This window comes from Rhodopirellula maiorica SM1, from assembly GCF_000346295.1.
Taxonomy (GTDB): domain Bacteria; phylum Planctomycetota; class Planctomycetia; order Pirellulales; family Pirellulaceae; genus Novipirellula; species Novipirellula maiorica.
On sequence record NZ_ANOG01000185.1, the window covers coordinates 1 to 17,277 of the forward strand.

Here is a 17,277-nt window from a genome sequence, read left to right on the forward strand (position 1 = left end):
GGAGCGTTTCCGTCGCTGCGGTCCGTTCGATCTCACGAGTGCGACGGGTCGGTGATTGCGAGCGGCGAGCTCTGCTCGGCGACGAAGCTCGTTCGGATGCCGCTGCAGCGGGCTGAGCTAACGCGACAGAGCCCGTTGCACCCGAGCCCGTTGCACCCTGCTCTATTGCGCCCTGGCCTATTGTGCTCGAGGCCATCGATGCGTTGGCCAACCTTGCTGCGGGCCCCGCCGATGATCCATTGTCCAAGTCATCCGCTGGCTCGTCGTTCTCCAGCGGCAGCTCGACTTGAGTCGGCTCAGGACGTCCGAGTTCGATCGCGACCGCCAAAGTGGAGCCACATGCCTGTGCCGCCGCTGCACGGATTTGTTGCAAAAAGTTTTGTCGTAAACGATCCAGTGCGAATTGGCCGCTGACCAGCACAACCAAACGTGGTCCCGAGCCGATGGACGATGGCCCGATGGACGATGGCTCAGGTGTCTCGGTGTGTTGCGAATTTTCGGCAGCGTTTTCACCACCCGCCATATTCGGGACAGCCGTAGCTTGGACCGCGAAGGCGACTCCGTGGGTAAACCACATCCGGAATCGATCTGCACCGATACGCTCTTTCAAAGCTTCCTTGAATGTTTCGACAACAACCTTGTCGTCGATGCAGCCGTGCGGTGCAGACATACCGGTAGCGCAATCCTCCTTCATGGATATTTCGCGGTGCAACCAACACGCCACCACTCGGAAGGATCCGCAAACCGGATCGCCCAAATGAGGACGCGAAAATAGAATGCCGTTGGATGGCCGAGTCGGGAATGCAGCCGAAAGCGTTGGCGATTTGAAATCGTGCCAACCTAGCTCCGCTGGGCGGCAACAGTGCCTTCCCAAACTCGAACGTTCACAAATAACTTCTCGCGATCAAAGGACTCTTTCTTAGAACCCGCCTCGTGCTTTTTCGAACACGTTGTCTCGTTCGCGTGAGGCCAGATTCTATGGTTGCTAGCATCGAAGTCAAATACCTCTGCACCTTCAATAAGAAGATTTCTTTAGCGCGATGCTCTGACGTCCGCACAATCCAAAAAAGACCACGATACGGCACTCTCGTTTTATGGGACCCTAGCGTGTTCAGTGCGGTCGTTAGACTGGGCGCGTTTGTGGAAAATATGTCGATAACACAAACCTCATGGGAACTTCATTTTTATCTTGCCGCCGTAACGGCTTTAGCATCAATAGCTTAGGCTAAAACCAGCCAGAAAATCGGCGTTTTTGACGACCCTGTGGCCTTGTCAGTGGAATTTTGTTTTCAATTAAAGCGACTTCACCCACACCGATTCCTCCAGCATCGGTTGAAGCCCAAATCCTCGGTATAAATCGCTAGCAACGTCGTTTTGTTGGTCCACCGCCAAGATTAATCGACTAGCGCAAAACCCCTTGGCTGTTGCGATTACCGAGCGGATCAATTCGATCCCTAAACGCTGTCCTCGTGCTGAGGGAACCAACCCCATGTAAACAAGCTCGACGACTTCGTTTGAACGCTCGCGATTGGTGTCCATTTCCGAACTCTGATTCGCATTTTTTCGCTTGGCGTTGTGGCGGGCCAGGATCGCTACCCCAATCGGCTTGTCGTCGTTTTCCACAGGAGTGGTTTTTGAGACGGTGAACCAACATTCCGGAGCAAAGGAGGCGTTGGCTTGGTATCCCGCGACGGTTTGTTCAGCCGAGCGGTACTCCAGTAGCGAGGGGCAATCGAGCGTATTCTCGTACGTTTGATCGACGAGTTCCGTGAACGCGGGCAGAGCGGACTCGTCGTTCCACTGCAGCGGCGAGAGCCGTAATCGGTGCGGCGCTGGCTTTCTGCTGTTGCTTCTGGTTTTCCCCTCCGTGGACGGTTCGAGCGACTTGGTCATGTATTCAAGGTCTGCCACCCAACGAAATCCGAGGCCCTCGAGCCATGTCTGGGCAACATCGGACACGGAAAAAGCATCGCATGCCCATTGGACGAAATGGACACCTCGTTGAGAAAGTGTCTTATCGAGATGGCTTTTTATTCTCTGAATGATCTCGGGACGCTCGGCATCGGCGACGTCGGACATCCATCCCGCATGCAGCAGCGTCGCCGAATCGCTTGGCTTACTTGTCGATTCGCCGTGGCGAGGAGGGTGAATCGCAATGGCTGCCGCCAGCGGCTTTTTGGCCAGTTGATTTGACCCCGGCTGATTCGATGCCGAATCTTGGTCGACCGCGGTCACGACCAGCACGCTGTCTTGGTGTCCATCGTCCAATAGGCCTCGGATCTGATCGACCACGATCTGTGCCCGGCCGATGGAAAGATCCTGCAATAAATGGGGCAGGATTTCGGGTAAATCGTGCAGGGAAGCGAGTTGAGGACGAATCGTGGGCATGTCGGCTCTTTTTGGTGCAGTTTATGCAGGAGGGACTCGATCGAGCATGGGCTTTAGCGAGTATGGTTTTTATCGACCCTCACATTAGGGGGCGTAAACTCGCGGGCCTAATCAGCGTCAAACTCGATCAGTCCCTGGCCCGCTCAGCCCCTGACCCTATCAGATTGTTCACTCGCTCCGTATGATATGGGCTTGATTTTAACGGTAATGCGGGACAGTCAATTGAGAGAAACGATGAAGAGCAAACGTCACTACGCTTCGATTTTGGCCATTGCGGCTGCGATTGGATTGTCAACCTTTGCGGGCGAAAGCTCCGCTCACGCCCAGCTCTTTCCACGTTTGCGAGCTCGCCTCGAGCCGCTGTTGCAGCCTCAGCCCCTTCCCAACCCACTCGGACAACCCCCGTCTAACCCCGCTGTACAGCCTCAGCCGAGGCCACAATCGCCATTGCGGCCCATCCAGCCGATCGCTCGTCCCAACCAAATCACGCCCACCCCCAACACATCGACGGTCGACAATCGCGCGTCAGCGACGTCCGGCAGCGGATCGTTAGGGGTGGACGTCGAGCAAATGAACATGGCAATGCAGGGATTACGCGTGACGCGTATCTCGGATCATTCGCGAGCGAATGAGGCGGGACTACGCGAAGGGGATGTGATCGTCGCGATTGATGGACAAGAGACACCCACGATCGAAGCGGTCGTTGCGGTCTTAGGACAGCGTCGTGCGGGCGAAACGGTGGTCGCCAGGGTGATTCGAGGTCGACGATTGGGCCAGCTGACGATCCCGCTGGTCGAAAAATCGCTCATGAGCCGTCCCGTCGCTTCGGCTAAACCGGTTTCCCCCCAACCAGAAAGCCGAGAACCCACGGTAGCATCCCAGCGCAGGGAGCCTGCGAAATCGGTCCTTGTTCCCAACGATCCCGTTCCATCGGTCCCCGACACACCGGAATCGCCCGCCCTACCGGAATCGCCCGCCCCATCGGAATCGTTGGCATCGGATTCCATGTTGAAGCGTTTGGGCATCGAAGTCGAAGATGCACAAGTGGTGCGAGGCGCGGTGATTAAGGAGATCGAAGCGGGGTCGGCCGGTGAGCGATTGGGGCTTCAGGTCGCCGACCGTATCGTCTCGGTCGACGGCGAGTTCGTGTTTACCGCACCGCGTTTTGAAACACGTTTACAGCAGTGGAAAGCAGACAAACCGTTGAAATTGCAGCTGATTCGTGATGAACGTCTGCTGACGCTGTCTGTCGATCCCGGCAGCACATTGGAAAACGATGCGGTCGCAAATTCGGCCGGGGGCGGTGACGGTGACACCGGTTCGATGCTTGAAGGTGTCGGAGCCGCGTTGGGCAACTTTTTGGCAGGCCAGAAAAAAACAAGTAACGAAGCTGCAAGTAACGAAGCTGCAAATAACGATGCGAAACGCGGATCGGCTCCGTCGGCTGCGATGGAAAACCTACCCCCGGCCCAATCTCGGTCCACCCTCAATCCCGTCGCAAATGCTGACGGGGTGACGGATGCCGACCCGTTGGCGTTTGGCGACGAGGAAACGATTGACCAAGCGGCATTCGAAGATTTGGCGACGCCCAAAGTGGACCCGGTCGAGCGTGCATTCGATTCCGATTTGTTGACGCGGCCTCCGGAAACTGGGGTCACCACGAAACGGGGCAAGGAGCTAGACGCCGAAATCGAGCGGCTTGAACGCCAGCTGGAAGAAATGAAAGCAAAGGCGGCTGAGAAAAAATAGCACTTTGTGACGGCCCAAAGTAAAGATGTAACGGTTGTCTGGACGATACGGGAAGTAACGAGACTTGCTGTGATATGGATTACAGCAGTCGGTTCGTTCTGAAATGCACCTGACAACTCGCCGGAAATTACGAAGGCACATCAATGAGCCGCACGTCGAAGCAACAACGCCTGACTCGTTTGGCTGTAGCCACCGTACTATCGGGGGCCTGTGTCATCTCGACCACGGGATGCCAAGTCGCTCTGAATGGGCAAACGTTACCAAGTCCCTACTACTTGCAGGACGATGTCCAGTACTTCCCTGCAGGTCCTGAATTCAAACTGCCACGTGAAGCAGCAGCTTTGAAGGCAGCTCGCGCCGAAGAAAAGCTCAATCAACGATAGCGTTCAAAAAACGTTCGACACAAACATGTTGAGTATTGGGCATGTTTTGTATCGGGGCATCTATTGAAACGGGGCATGTTCTGTATCGGGGCAAACGCGCGAGCGGATACCACTCGCGTACAAATTGCTGCATCGCGTGTTTGCGACAACGCATCACGCCTCTCTGCGACCTCTCTGGCCTGCGAGACTACTCGTCCTCAGCACGCATGAACGCGGTCATCACCGATTCGTAGTCGCACAATTCTTCATCGCGGAAGTAAAGTTTCAGCTCGCGCTGGGCCGATTCTTCGGAATCGCTGGCATGAACCAGGTTCATTTGCCGGCTGCTGCTGAAATCACCACGAATCGTGCCTGCGGCAGCCTTTAGCCCATTGGTGGCTCCCAGCATGTCGCGGACCACTTGGATCACGTCCAATCCGTCGATGGCCAACGCCACAACCGGAGCCGCGGTGATGAATTCTTCCAATCCGCTGTAAAACGGCTTTTCCACGTGTTCTGCGTAGTGTTGTCGCGACAATTCAGGAGTCACGCGAAGCATTTTCATGCCCACGACGTGAAGCCCTTTTGCTTCGAATCGAGAGATCACTTCGCCCATCAAACGGCGTTGAACACAATCGGGTTTTAACAGTACCAATGTACGTTGCATCGAACAGCAGACTCCGCGCCAGCATGCATATTGAGCCGGCAAAATCGAGGAACAAAATTGAAGTCCCGGGATTATCGACATCAATCTGGCGAGCGCGAAGCGGGGGCGGGGAAGGTTTATCGAGGCGACTCGCTAGTCCGCGGCGACTCGCAGCAGCGTGATTGTTTTTTCGCTCGCATCGATCTCGAACTTAAAATGCTGCAGAAAGCTCATGCCAAGCAGCGGTTCCGCGTCGGTAGCGATCGAATCGAGTATCGCTGCTTCGACATTCTCGGCTTCAAATTCACCGATTCGAACGCGAGGCAAAACGACCGCACGAGCCGAAATCGTTCGCCCATCGGCCATCTGCAGCATGACTTGGCGAGCTTCGACGGGAACTTCGATGCCAAGTTCCACGGCGGTTTTAGCGGGCAGCGTCACCAGCGACGCGCCACTGTCGACGATCATATGAGTTGGTTTCGATCCCACCACGACGGTCACCCCTAGCGATCCACCGGATCCAGGAGTCAACGGGATCGATTCTCGGAAAATTTCCTGTTCGACACGTTCGAGCCGCTTGTCGATCGATCTTAGAATCATTGCTGCGGACAACTCGGATGGCGTTTCGAAATTGGTGGCCATCACTCGCAGAGCAATTTGTGTTTCTTTTTTCTGCAGCGATTCCGAAATCGAATGGTGCAGCTTTTCGTAGTCCGATCGGATCGCGAGCACGGTTTCTGCATACTCGGTTTCTGCGGCCGTCAATTTGGATCGTTCGGCCGCGAGTTGTTCTTGCAGCTTTGTGCGGTTGGCCATTGCGGTGCGGATCTGTGACCGAGCCGCTTCAATCAATCCAACCAATCGGTTATTGGCTTGAACATTAACGCCCGCAACCCTCGCCAACTGCAAATTCAACTCGCCCACCTGCGTGTTCATCTGTTGGAGCTGATTGCGATTCAAATCGACGGCGGCTTGGGCTGCCTTCCAAGACTGTTGGATCAATTTCAATTCACGCTGCTGACGTGATAAACTGGTCAAGGCACGTGAAATTTCAGTTGCCTTGGTTGTTTGGATCGTTTTTCCGCTCTGGCGGAGTCCTTCGGCTTCGAGGATTTTCTCTGCTTTTTGGACCACTTCGGGACTGTAACGTGACTCGGTGGCGGCCAACCCCTGTGGCATTTCCGTTAGAACATAGAGAGTGAGGCAAACTATCACGACGGATCGCAAGGTCCAGGTGAATAAGTGATTAAGGCTCATCTCTCTCGCTGCACGATTGTCGTAACGCGTTGGTGGATAACAAGTTTCGACGGAACGCCTGGCGAGGTAAGAACACGGCTCGAGGTAAAAAGGAATTCGCATGGTGATCCTGTCGAACATCAATGAATCGAGTCCAAGCGGGCACGAATCGAGTTTAGGGGGGAGTTGGAGTCCCATTGTAGCCACGGCTCCGTGTCGTTGGGTCGTTTCTTTCCGCAGCCTGAATTGTTTCGCTGCGTGGCGTGCTTTGTTTCTGCGACTCGGATGTTTTCTGCTATTACTAACGATCATCACGACGGGCGATGTGTTTTGCCAATCGCCACCGTTTCCCGGTGCGGCATCAACTACCACCCCCACGACGCTCAATACCCCCGCGTCGCTTAGCACTCTCAGTCAAACCGCATCGACACTGCTCCGAGCGGAGGCGACAGCGAGTGAACAATCGCAAAACGAATTGGCGTTGACCGCTCTCTGCGATTTTTATGTGTTGTTGCGCAGTGACCCCCGCTACGCAAACAGTGAGATGCTGCGTGGCGATGCCGCCAAAGTACGTCGCCGGTTGATCAAGTCGGCACACCACGTCGAGCATCGTTTACGGCGAGCAAAGGTTCCGCGACCGGAAACATTGTCCCGTGAGGTCGACGCGATACTCCGCCAAGGCGACCGTGATTTCAGATCGGGAAAGCGGACGCGGTTGAGCGATTGGCAGGAAAGTGTTTCCTCCGATTCGCAGTCACGTGATGCGGTCGCAGCGAGCGGCCAAGCAGGCGGGCAAGTGGGCGGGCAAGCGGGCGGAGCGATACCGGACAATGGATGGCAATTAGTCGAATTGATCCAACGAGTCGTCTCGCCACAATTTTGGGATTCACAAGGTGGTGCGGGAACGATTCAGTATTATGCGATGCGGCGGGTCTTGGTCGTGCGAGCCACCAGTGATGTTCATGAACAAATTCGTGACATGTTGATCGCCTTGGGGTGGTAGCCGTTGTTGACGGTGTCGTTAGGATGAAGAAAGAGGACGGCATGGGAATGTGTCTTGGCCGCGATTTGAATAGGTCGGTAGCAACCGATGTTGCCGCAACGAACGTTACGGTTTACTCCTTCTTTAGAACGTATGAATAAGAAAACTGATTCGATCAACGAACCTGTGATGAAGCTGACCTGTCCGACTTGCAGCAAGCGTTTTTTGGTAGATGAAACGCCGACGCCCCCTTTTTGCTGCGAGCGATGTCAGTTAATTGATTTGGGCCGTTGGCTTGGCGAAGAGATTGGTCTGCCCTACGAAGGCGATCCTGAAGGAACGCCGGTCGAGTACCGCGATCAGCCCAACGATTGACGAAGAAGCCGAATTTCTCGCTCTGCAGAGCGCCGCTTCGCTGCTTGCATCTTTACAAGAGCTTCGCCACAGGCGAAAATGTCCGATTGCTAACGACAAAAACCTTTCTCAGCCGAGGCGGCTTGGGGAAGGTTTTATTTTGGCTGGTGCGGGTTCAATGGGGCTGCTAGCAATTTTGCAACGGATGCCCAATCCATGCCATCGATTTGTCGAACACCATTCTTTAAAACCATTCTCACAAGGATTTCCCACCATGCATGATTCAGTGCCGATGACACGGGAGGGATACAACAAGATCAAAGCGGAAATTCATCGACTGGAAAATGTCGAGATGCCGTTGATCACGGAAAAAATTGCCGAAGCACGCGCCGAAGGTGATTTGAAAGAGAACGCCGAATATCACGCCCAACGTGAAAACCAGGGGATGGTGATGGCGAAGGTCAACGAGCTGAAAGACAAAATCGCACGCGCTTCGATCGTCGATGTTTCTCAACTGCCCAAAGACGAGGTGGTCTTTGGTTGTAAGGTCACGGTCGAAGATTTGGCCTACGGTGACGAAGAACAATTCACTTTGGTCGGGGCTGGCGACGAGGACTACGACTCAGGAAAAATCCTGGTGACCAGTCCATTTGGTCAAGGACTGATCGGCAAAAAAGTGGGTGAAACCGCCGAGATCGAAGCTCCCGCTGGCAAGCTGCGGTTCAAGATCTTGAAGATTGAATTGGATATGTAGTTCGCATCTTGTTCGTGGCATCTGCGCGAACATTCTTCTTTGGCATTGCTTTCCATGTCCGATTCTGATCCCTCCGATGTAAACCAATCGGCCTCTGACACTGCGGCCTCTGACACTGCGGATTCGCAAGTGGCGGAGGAGCAGGGGCCGGGGTGGATGCCTGCGATTTTGGCAGCCACGTTGCTGATGGGAATGGCCGGTTTTATCTTTTGCGGCGTATCGACTTGGTTCTTGTTTCAAAAGCGAGGCGAGTTGGCGGTACGGACGATCCGCGGCAGCTACATTCCCGATATTGAACAGAGCCGGTTGTCGCCCGAGCAAAAACAGTTGCTTGTCAAACGGCTTGAGACATTTGCCGAATCGGTGGAACGCAATGAATACGAAAACTGGCAAGCCGCCGGCGTGATGCAGCGTTTGCAACGGCTGCCGGTGTTGCAGTGGGGCGAATTGGCGGCAGTCGAATCGTTTGTCCTCAGCCAGGACGAGGGTGACACCGAAGAGTCGCTGAAACAGATCTCGCGACTGCGTCGTGCCGCGGAACTCGATCAAGCGACTTCGTTCGATTTCGAAGATGTGTTGTCTCCAGTTCACGAACCGGCCGATAACGCACAGGGGCGACAATTGATCCAGCCTCTTACGGCTACGGCTGTCGACGAGGTAATCGTGCGCGCAAGGTTGGTTGCCGATCGGAGCGAAGTTCCCGATGAGAAGTTTACCGACATTTCGCTCGATGCCATCGTGCAAGAACAAATCGACGCGGGAATCGCCGAAGGCGGATTCTAAAGCCAAACACCTGCGTTTGCGTATGTTCTTGTGAACCGGCGGCGTGAGCCCAATGCCATCTACTTTGGTAGCGGGACTCGCCAGAGTTCCTGGTGTTTCAACAGCAAAGATGGGAATTCTGGCGAATCCCACTACTTGAGCATCCCCCAATGGTTGCCAAAGTAGATGGCATTAGGCGCCAGCCACACCGCAGCAAAAACGTTGCCATTGGTGCCCCTTTCCAAACCGGCGAATGCCTCTACAGTAACCCGTCGGTTGCTTGGGGGCAGGAATTGGAAAAGGAACGCGGTTTTGTCATCTCGGAAAGTGGTTGTTGTTGGCGCGGGCCCCGGTGGGCTCGCCGCTGCGATGCAATTGGCGTTCGCGGGATGTGACGTCACGGTACTCGAGCGGCAGCGGTCGGTCGGCGGTCGCACGTCCTCGATCCAATCCGACGGGTTTCGCTTTGATTGTGGACCGACATTCTTTCTGTACCCTCGCGTGCTCTCGGAAATCTTTCGCAGCGTCGGCTATGACTTGATGGAAGAAGTACCGATGACGCGTTTGGACACGCAGTATCGGTTGACGTTTGGCAACGGAGGTCAACTCGATTGCAGCAGTGACATCGAGGCGATGGACCGCCAGATCGCCGAGCTTAGTCCCGGCGACGTCGGTGCGTTCCGGCGATTTTTGGATGACAACCGCGTCAAACTGGCGAAGTTCCGTCCGATCCTCGAATCCCCTTTTCGTTCACCACTGGATCTGTTTCGTCCGTCGGTGTTGTCGGCGGTTCCTTACTTGAATCCCCAGCGGTCGCTTGCCGCCGAACTGCAGCGTTACTTTGCCGATCCGCGACTGGTGATCGCGTTTGGATTCCAAGCCAAGTATCTCGGGATGTCGCCGTTTCAGTGCCCCAGTCTGTTCAGCATCTTGTCGTTTCTCGAGTACGAGTACGGTGTCTGGCATCCCATCGGCGGTTGCAATCAAGTTAGCGAGCGGATGGCCGACATCGCTCGCTCGTTAGGAGTGAAAATCCAACTCGACGAACCCGTCCAGTCAATCGAACTGGAAGGGCGGTGTTTGCGGGCGGTGCACACATCGCGAGATCGTTATGCGGCCGATTCGTTTGTTGTCAACGCGGATTTCGCCGACTGGATGACTCGCCATGTCCCCAACGAATTGCGGCGACGTTGGAGCGATAAGGCGATCGAAAAAAAGGGTTCTCGTGCAGCACGTTCATGCTGTATTTGGGAATCGACGGTTCGTACGACGACTTGCCGCATCACAACATTCACATCAGCCGCGACTATGAGCAAAATCTGAACGAGATCGAAACGACGCACCGACTTAGCAGCGATCCTTCGTTTTACGTCCAGAACGCCTCGGTGACCGATCCGTCGTTATCACCGCCCGGATGCAGCACTTTGTACGTGTTGGTGCCTGTAACGCATCAACATGATAACGTCGATTGGGCGGCCGAAGGGGACGCGTTTCGGGACCGCACGCTTGATTGCATGTCGCAAATTGGTTGTGACGACGTTCGCGACCGGATTCGTTTTGAGCATCGCATCACTCCCGACGATTGGCAGCAGCGATATGGGGTCTATCGCGGCGCGACCTTCAATTTGGCACATAATCTTGGCCAAATGTTACATCGACGTCCCGGTAATCGCTTCGAAGAACTCGAGGGTGTTTATTTGGTCGGTGGCGGAACGCACCCCGGCAGCGGTTTGCCGGTGATCTACGAATCGAGCCGGATCACCAGCCGATTGCTGTTAAACGATCTTGGCGTCGACGCGGCCTTTATCGACAATCACGAAGCCACACCTTTGCAGCGATGAATTTGGGGCGGCTGACTGCAATGCCGTTCGGTTGGGACGTTGTCGTTTCGACGGGGCAGCGGACGAATGACCGGCGATTCCTGATCACAGTTCCGCTCAGCGGTCCGCACTTGGGCTTGTCGACTCTAACCTTTGCCATTGTCTAGATTTGCCAGGCTGCGTTCGGACAACCAATCTTGGTCGTCGCGGTCATTGCGTATCCAGCGGGTAGTAAGGTCAGCCCATTTGACCGGCAACCGGAGTCGTTTCCATGTGGCATGCGAGGCGGCCGAGATCGACTCGTACAGCTCCGGTGTCGTCAGTGTTTCGGCAATGCACTCGGCCATTTTTTTCGCATCTTTTTGCGGAAAGATCATCGCGTTTTCGCGGTGCTTCAGATGGCTTGCGAACATCGGGTGATCCGATGCAATCGTCGGTGTGCAGGCACGCAACGCGTGGTGGATGACAAGCGGAAATCCTTCGGGGTAATCGTGCCGGCTTGGCACCATGACAAGATCGCACTCGTGCATCAACGGTTCGATGGAATCGCTTGGCATCAGCCCCAACAGTTCAACGCGATCTTCAACGTCGTGCCGTGTGCAATGAACGCGTGCAAAATTTGCAGTATCCGGTCCCACTAATTTCAGTGTCACGTTGATGGACATCGAGTTCAAAATGGCGACCGCTTCGATCATTTCCGCAACCCCTTTGCCCTCCGAAACTGTACCGACGTAGCACAGCGTAAAGTGATCGCGGTCGCTCGGGGACTGCTTTGCGGTGAACGGGCCAGGATCCGTATCGATCAAATAATCCCAGGGGATGATTTTTTCGGGGTTCACGCCAAGTCGCGCCAGTTCACGAGACGAATTGATGCCGTAGCTGCCGACCCAACGAAAATTGTCTCGGTTCAGCGCTCGAGCCGTTCGCCGCGTTTTGGCTTCGCGAACGATGTTTCGGGGAAACCCACATTTTTCGCGAGCCAACGTGTTGGCCAACGTCGTGATGGCCGGAATTTGCTGTCGGGCAGCCCAGCGGATCACCGCTGAGTCGATCGGGTGAATTGCCAGATGTGTCGGTGCGTGACGCGAGATCAAGCGAATCAGCGTGTCGGAATCCGCGCCGCTGGCAAGCCCCGCGCCAATCGCACGGACCCCGTTCGGTAGCACTTCGTCGTACCGTTCTTCGGTTGCCGACGTCATTACCGTGAACTCGTCAACGAGTTTGTTGATCGCAGCATACGAATCTAGCGAATACCGCTGGGCGTGATACGTTTCAAGTCCTCCCGAGGCAAGTCGGTGGTAGGTTTCACGGACGTCCCCGGCGTTGTGCACATACAGAAGTCGCAATTGGCTTGCTCCATCACGCGATTCAAAATAAGACGCAGTACACCCATCCGTTATCAACTGCCAATGCGTCGTGCGTTAGCGAGAACGCAATCCAACAGGCCGTTCGGATTAATGGTCCCAATCATCAAAACGTTTCAGCGCACCGACGACTCTTGCCGCTTGGTCCAGCGACAGACCGGTGTAGAAGGGGATGCGAAGCAAGCGGTCCGCCGCTTTTTCCGTGACGGGGCAATCTCCAAGTCGGTAACCGTAATCTTGGCCCATCGCCGAGCTGTGCAGCGGTTGGTAATGAAACGCCGCACTGATTCCGCAGCCCTTCAAATAGTTGGTCAATCGTGTCTGGACGTCCAGCGACGGGACCATCATCCAAAACAGATGGTACGCCGATTCGCAGTCCGCAGGGATGACGGGCAATTGCACGTCGTGCTCTTGGGCCCACGTCGAGAGTTCAGCCATGTAGAACTCGTGCAGTAACCGGCGATGTCGCTGGACAAATTCATGTTCACGAAGTTGCACCCACAAGTGAGCCGCCAGGATATCCGACGGCAAATAGGACGAGCCTTTGTCGCACCACGTGTAGCGGTCGACTTGGCCGCGAAGGAACATGGCGCGGTTGGTTCCTTTCTCGCGAATGATCTCAGCACGCTCGGCAAACTCGGGTTCGTTGATCAACAACGCGCCCCCTTCGCCACACGAATAATTCTTGGTTTGGTGAAAACTTGCCGTTCCAAACCGTCCGATTGTGCCAAGGGCCTGGCCGCGATAGTAGCCAAAGATCGCATGTGCGGCATCTTCGATTACAGCCAAGTTATGGCGTTTGGCAATCGCATTGATCGTCGCCATCTCACATGCCACCCCCGCATAATGCACCACGGCAATGGCACGGGTTCGTGGGGTGATCAACGATTCGATGGCCGTCTCGTCGATGTTCAGTGTGTCACCACGAACATCGCAAAAGATCGGTCGAACTCCCAAGTTGGTAAACGCATTCGCGGTCGAAACAAATGTGAACGACGGCATGATGACTTCGTCGCCTGGTTGCAAATCGAGCAACATCGCAGACATTTCCAGTGCCGATGTGCATGACGTCGTCAACAACGCCTTCTTGCATTGCAACTTCTCTTCTAGCAGCGTGTGACACTTTCGTGTGAACGGACCATCGCCGCAAAGTTGCCCTGACCACAAGACTTTTGAGATCCATTCGAGCTCATCACCAAACACATAGGGTTGGCAGATTTCGAGTCGCTCGGTTTGGTTGTCCCTTGATGCTTCGTGGTCCAGATGAGGGTCAAGCTGATTCAAGTCGGCCGGAATCCGGGACGACGGTGAAACCGTTTGCGATTGTGAGTTTTCGTTCCAAGGTGTGGCGTCGCCATTTAACTCTGTGTGCATGATGAAGACACTGCCGATCCATAGAGACTAAGGTGATTCATCGCTGTTTGCCAACGCGGTGCGGTGGTCGAAGTTGCTGAAATCAGTGGTGTAGGTTTAGCGTTTCCGCAAAAAGGGACGGAAGCGTTCGTTGCAGGGGCGTTTTTTGCAATGCAGGCTTTTGCAGAGCAGGCTGTTAGAGGTCCTTTCGTATGGGGGGTATTGTATGGCGTTGGCGACAGCGTCGGCAACTAAATAATTTTCAGCTGCGCATCAAAGGAGCTCGTTTGCACACCGGGGTTGTGGGTCGGGGGGCGTCGTTCCCGCTGCCACCAACAACGATACATGAGATGCAAGCAACTTACAAAACTTTTGTTGTTTTTTTAGACGCTTCGCGAATCATCCGCAAAATCAAGTCGTCGACGGTGATGCCATCAGCCTCGGCTGCAAAAGTCGGTACAACGCGATGGCGAAGCACGGGAAGTGCCAGCGCCTGCACGTCTTCGATCGCAACACTGGGGCGTCCATGCAACAGAGCACGCGCTTTGGATGCAAGCACTAATTGTTGGCTAGCCCGTGGGCCGGGGCCCCACTGAATTAACTCCTTTGCCCACATTGCGCAGTTCTCGTCTTGTGGGCGCACCGTGCGAACCGCATCGAGCACCCAATCTTTGACATGCGGCGGCAGCGGCACATTGCGGACGGTGTTTTGGAACTGGACAATGTCTTCGCCCGAAATGACCGGCTCGACCGTGCTTTTGAACGTCGACGTGGTGCGGTCGACAATCTCCGATTCTTCATCCCGACTCGGATACCCAACGACGACATGGAACAGAAATCGATCGCGTTGGGCTTCCGGCAGTGGGTAGGTGCCTTCTTGTTCGATTGGGTTTTGGGTCGCCAATACAAAGAAAGGTTCGTTTAGCCGATAGGTGGTTCCCGCTGCGGTAACCTCGTGTTCTTGCATCGCTTCGAGCAATGCGGCCTGAGTTTTCGGCGGAGTCCGATTGATCTCGTCCGCCAACAACATTTGAGTAAAGATCGGGCCGCGTTCGAACTTGAATTCGCGTCGTCCCGTGGCGGGATCTTCTTGAATGATTTCGGTACCGGTGATGTCGCCTGGCATCAAATCAGGGGTGAATTGGATTCTCCGAAACGACAACTCCATTGATTCCGCGAGCGTGCGGATCATCAACGTCTTGGCCAACCCCGGCACGCCTTCGAGCAAGCAGTGGCCGCGAGCAAGAATGGCGATCAATAATTGTTCGATGACCTCGTCCTGCCCGACGACGATCCGGGCTACTTGCTGTCGAACCTGGTTGCAGGCATGAACCAACCGCGTGGTGGCGGAAGCGTCGCTGGATGGCTCAATCGGGGGCGGTTGGACCAAGGTAGATTTCCTTTACGGAAGAGGATCAGGGGGCGGGAAGGGGCGAGGGAATGCCCGTGCGTCATTGTAGTCCAACGCCAAACCCGATTGTCACGCCAGCGAAACGCATTTTTCAGATTCGTTAGCCTCGCAGGACTTCTGAGTACTTTTGCAATCCCTGCCGCGTTTCACTGCGGATGGCGGTTTTCCACAGCGGTTTCAATTTCAATGGATTCTCCTATCATGGGGCACCGCGGCGGGCACGCCGCCCCCGCCGTCATCCAGCCTGTCTAGGATTCTTTTCCCCCCGCGTGATTTTTTATGGCTTCACTGTTCGTGGTCCGAGGGCGTGATCAAGGAAAACACTTCCAATTGCAGGGAAGTGTTGTTCGGATCGGTCGCGATAAAACCAACACCATCCAACTGTTGGACACCGAAGCGTCACGCGTTCACGCTGAAATCCAATTGGACAAAACAGGCGGTTGCCGACTGCTCGATCTGGACAGCAGCAATGGCACGTTGGTCAACGGGGTACCGAAACGACAACATGATCTCGCCAGTGGTGATCGGATCGAAATCGGTGGATCGATGATGATCTTTACCGGCACCGGGCAACCCGGCGCCGGTCGCTCCGGAGCAATGGAGGCGGCGCACGGAGTCGATATCGTCCAACAAAGTCATCACAACGACGGCAGTCGAATTATCTCTTCGATCGCTCCCTCCTCTGGGACCTTCCGCTCGCGATTTGATTCGGAGTCGATTGAGGGATTGGCGGCACCGCGGACGATCACGCCATCGGTAAGTGATGCGGACCGCTCGCTTGAAGTGATGTATTTGACAGCAATCGCAGTGGGGCGGACGGATGATTTGAATCAAGTCCTTAACCGGATTTTGCGACTCGTCTTTGATTGGATCGAAGCGGATCGCGGTTGTGTGATGTTGCGTGATAACGAATCGGGACTTTTTCAGCCTGCCGCCCGTTGCGATCGTCAGGACGCTCCGAGCAATAAGTTAGGCAGTCAGCGGCGGATCGAGATCAGCCGGACGATGCTGGATTATGTGTTGGAGAAAAAGGAAGGGGTGCGAACCAGTGATGCACGCGATGACATCCGGTTTGACTCCGCCGCTTCGATCGTCAGCGCGGGCGTTCGCGAAGCGATCTGTGTTCCGCTGCAAGGCCGTTATGACATTGTCGGTGCCTTGTACGTGGACACTTACACCGACCCAGGCCAAATGATGGCACGTGACAATGCTTCGCGTTTTACCGATGATCATCTGCGATTGATTACCGCGATTGGCCATCAAGCCGCATTGGCAATCGAAGACACGTTCTACTATTCGGCGTTAGTTCAAGGTGAACGATTGGCTGCGATGGGGCAAACAATCGCCACGCTTTCGCATCACATCAAGAATATCTTGCAGGGCATTCGTGGTGGCAGCTATCTGATCGAAGCCGGATTGCAGCGTGATGATACCGACGCGGTGCGGCGAGGATGGCGGATCGTCGATCGTAACCAAGAGCGTATTTCCAACTTGGTGCTCGACATGTTGACCTTTTCTAAAGAACGCGAACCGCAATGCATCGATGCTGATTTGAATGAAACCGTTGCCGATGTCGTGGAATTGATGCAGCCTCGTGCTCAGGAAATGAACGTCCAATTAGATTCCGAATTGTCGTCCGAAATGCCGGACGCGTTTTTCGACTCTGACGCACTGCATCGCGCGATCTTGAATTTGGTGACCAACGCGGTTGATGCGGCATCGGAACATGCGAAGAAGCAAAACGAAGCGTCCGAGGAAGGCGAAGTGTCCGAGGAAAACAAGGCGTCCAAGGAAAGCAAGGCATCTGACGGACACGAGGCGGTCAAAGAAAGCGGCGGCCAGGAATTGTTGGTGGCCAGCGTTAAAGTGATCACCGGGTATGATCCCGCCGAAGGATGGACCGTTGACGTTGTCGATAATGGACCCGGTGTTCCCGAAGATGATCGCCAAAAGATTTTTTCGTTGTTCGAATCACGAAAAGGCGCGCGTGGCACGGGGCTGGGGTTGCCCGTCAGTGCAAAAATCATGATGGAACATGGCGGGGACATCCAAGTTTTCGACGCCGCAAAACGGCAAAGGCAGCTGTTTCGTTGCGA

The 17,277-nt window shown here is 55.0% G+C and carries 15 protein-coding genes and 1 pseudogene; 9 read left to right on the forward strand and 7 right to left on the reverse strand.

Going from position 1 to position 17,277, the window contains the following annotated elements; translation table 11 throughout:
• Together RMSM_RS05610 and RMSM_RS05615 are read right to left on the reverse strand one after the other, a co-directional pair.
• Positions 1-670, reverse strand: a pseudogene (locus RMSM_RS05610) (hypothetical protein); the annotation flags it as partial.
• A gap of 623 nt (positions 671-1,293) precedes the next feature.
• The gene (locus RMSM_RS05615) at positions 1,294-2,388 is read right to left on the reverse strand and encodes a GNAT family N-acetyltransferase (RefSeq protein WP_008692788.1); all 1,095 of its coding nucleotides are present in this window, start codon (positions 2,386-2,388) and stop codon (positions 1,294-1,296) included.
• 234 nt (positions 2,389-2,622) lie between these two features.
• Between RMSM_RS05615 and RMSM_RS05620 the strand changes: the two genes are divergently transcribed.
• Both RMSM_RS05620 and RMSM_RS05625 read left to right on the forward strand, forming a co-directional pair.
• Positions 2,623-4,137, forward strand: a complete 1,515-nt coding sequence (locus RMSM_RS05620; RefSeq protein ID WP_160168235.1) for a PDZ domain-containing protein — start codon at positions 2,623-2,625, stop codon at positions 4,135-4,137.
• A 143-nt stretch (positions 4,138-4,280) separates the two neighbouring features.
• On the forward strand, positions 4,281-4,520 hold the full coding sequence (locus tag RMSM_RS05625) for a hypothetical protein (protein WP_008692795.1): 240 nt from the start codon (positions 4,281-4,283) through the stop codon (positions 4,518-4,520).
• Between the two features lie 187 nt (positions 4,521-4,707).
• Here RMSM_RS05625 and ndk read toward each other — a convergent pair whose 3' ends face one another.
• On the reverse strand, positions 4,708-5,166 hold the full coding sequence (ndk, locus tag RMSM_RS05630) for a nucleoside-diphosphate kinase (protein WP_008692797.1): 459 nt from the start codon (positions 5,164-5,166) through the stop codon (positions 4,708-4,710).
• Positions 5,167-5,298: 132 nt separating this feature from the next.
• Positions 5,299-6,324, reverse strand: a complete 1,026-nt coding sequence (locus RMSM_RS05635; protein ID WP_008692799.1) for a retropepsin-like aspartic protease family protein — start codon at positions 6,322-6,324, stop codon at positions 5,299-5,301.
• Between the two features lie 325 nt (positions 6,325-6,649).
• Between RMSM_RS05635 and RMSM_RS05640 the strand changes: the two genes are divergently transcribed.
• The 6 genes from RMSM_RS05640 (at position 6,650) to RMSM_RS42360 (ending at position 11,074) form a co-directional block, all read left to right on the forward strand.
• Positions 6,650-7,384, forward strand: coding sequence for a hypothetical protein (locus RMSM_RS05640; protein WP_008692801.1), 735 nt, complete (start codon positions 6,650-6,652; stop codon positions 7,382-7,384).
• A gap of 132 nt (positions 7,385-7,516) precedes the next feature.
• Entirely contained in the window at positions 7,517-7,738 is a 222-nt protein-coding gene (locus RMSM_RS05645; RefSeq protein WP_008692802.1) for a DNA gyrase inhibitor YacG, read from the forward strand.
• A 253-nt stretch (positions 7,739-7,991) separates the two neighbouring features.
• Positions 7,992-8,471: a transcription elongation factor GreA gene (gene greA / locus RMSM_RS05650; RefSeq protein WP_040764267.1), complete on the forward strand. Its 480-nt coding sequence runs from the start codon at positions 7,992-7,994 to the stop codon at positions 8,469-8,471.
• Between the two features lie 54 nt (positions 8,472-8,525).
• Positions 8,526-9,254 carry a hypothetical protein gene (locus tag RMSM_RS05655; protein WP_008692806.1) on the forward strand — a complete coding sequence of 243 codons (729 nt, stop codon included), beginning with the start codon at positions 8,526-8,528 and terminating at the stop codon, positions 9,252-9,254.
• 291 nt (positions 9,255-9,545) lie between these two features.
• A complete protein-coding gene (gene crtI, locus RMSM_RS05660) occupies positions 9,546-10,556 on the forward strand; it encodes a phytoene desaturase family protein (RefSeq protein WP_236622015.1) in 1,011 nt (336 codons plus the stop codon).
• Positions 10,508-11,074 carry a phytoene desaturase family protein gene (locus tag RMSM_RS42360; protein WP_236622016.1) on the forward strand — a complete coding sequence of 189 codons (567 nt, stop codon included), beginning with the start codon at positions 10,508-10,510 and terminating at the stop codon, positions 11,072-11,074. Before crtI ends, RMSM_RS42360 begins: the two co-directional genes overlap by 49 nt.
• A 125-nt stretch (positions 11,075-11,199) precedes the next feature.
• On the opposite strand, the gene RMSM_RS05665 is transcribed toward RMSM_RS42360, so the two are convergent.
• The 3 genes from RMSM_RS05665 to RMSM_RS05675 form a co-directional block, all read right to left on the reverse strand.
• Positions 11,200-12,399 (reverse strand): glycosyltransferase family 4 protein, encoded by a 1,200-nt coding sequence (locus RMSM_RS05665; protein WP_040764264.1) that lies wholly within the window; start codon positions 12,397-12,399, stop codon positions 11,200-11,202.
• A 108-nt stretch (positions 12,400-12,507) separates the two neighbouring features.
• Complete coding sequence (gene rffA, locus RMSM_RS05670; RefSeq protein ID WP_008692818.1) at positions 12,508-13,791, reverse strand: dTDP-4-amino-4,6-dideoxygalactose transaminase; 1,284 nt, start codon at positions 13,789-13,791, stop codon at positions 12,508-12,510.
• A 340-nt stretch (positions 13,792-14,131) separates the two neighbouring features.
• The gene (locus RMSM_RS05675; protein WP_008692821.1) at positions 14,132-15,160 is read right to left on the reverse strand and encodes an AAA family ATPase; all 1,029 of its coding nucleotides are present in this window, start codon (positions 15,158-15,160) and stop codon (positions 14,132-14,134) included.
• A gap of 300 nt (positions 15,161-15,460) precedes the next feature.
• On the opposite strand from RMSM_RS05675, the gene RMSM_RS05680 reads away from it, so the two are divergent.
• A partial coding sequence (locus tag RMSM_RS05680; RefSeq protein ID WP_008692823.1) for an FHA domain-containing protein occupies positions 15,461-17,277 on the forward strand: 1,817 nt, incomplete at its 3' end.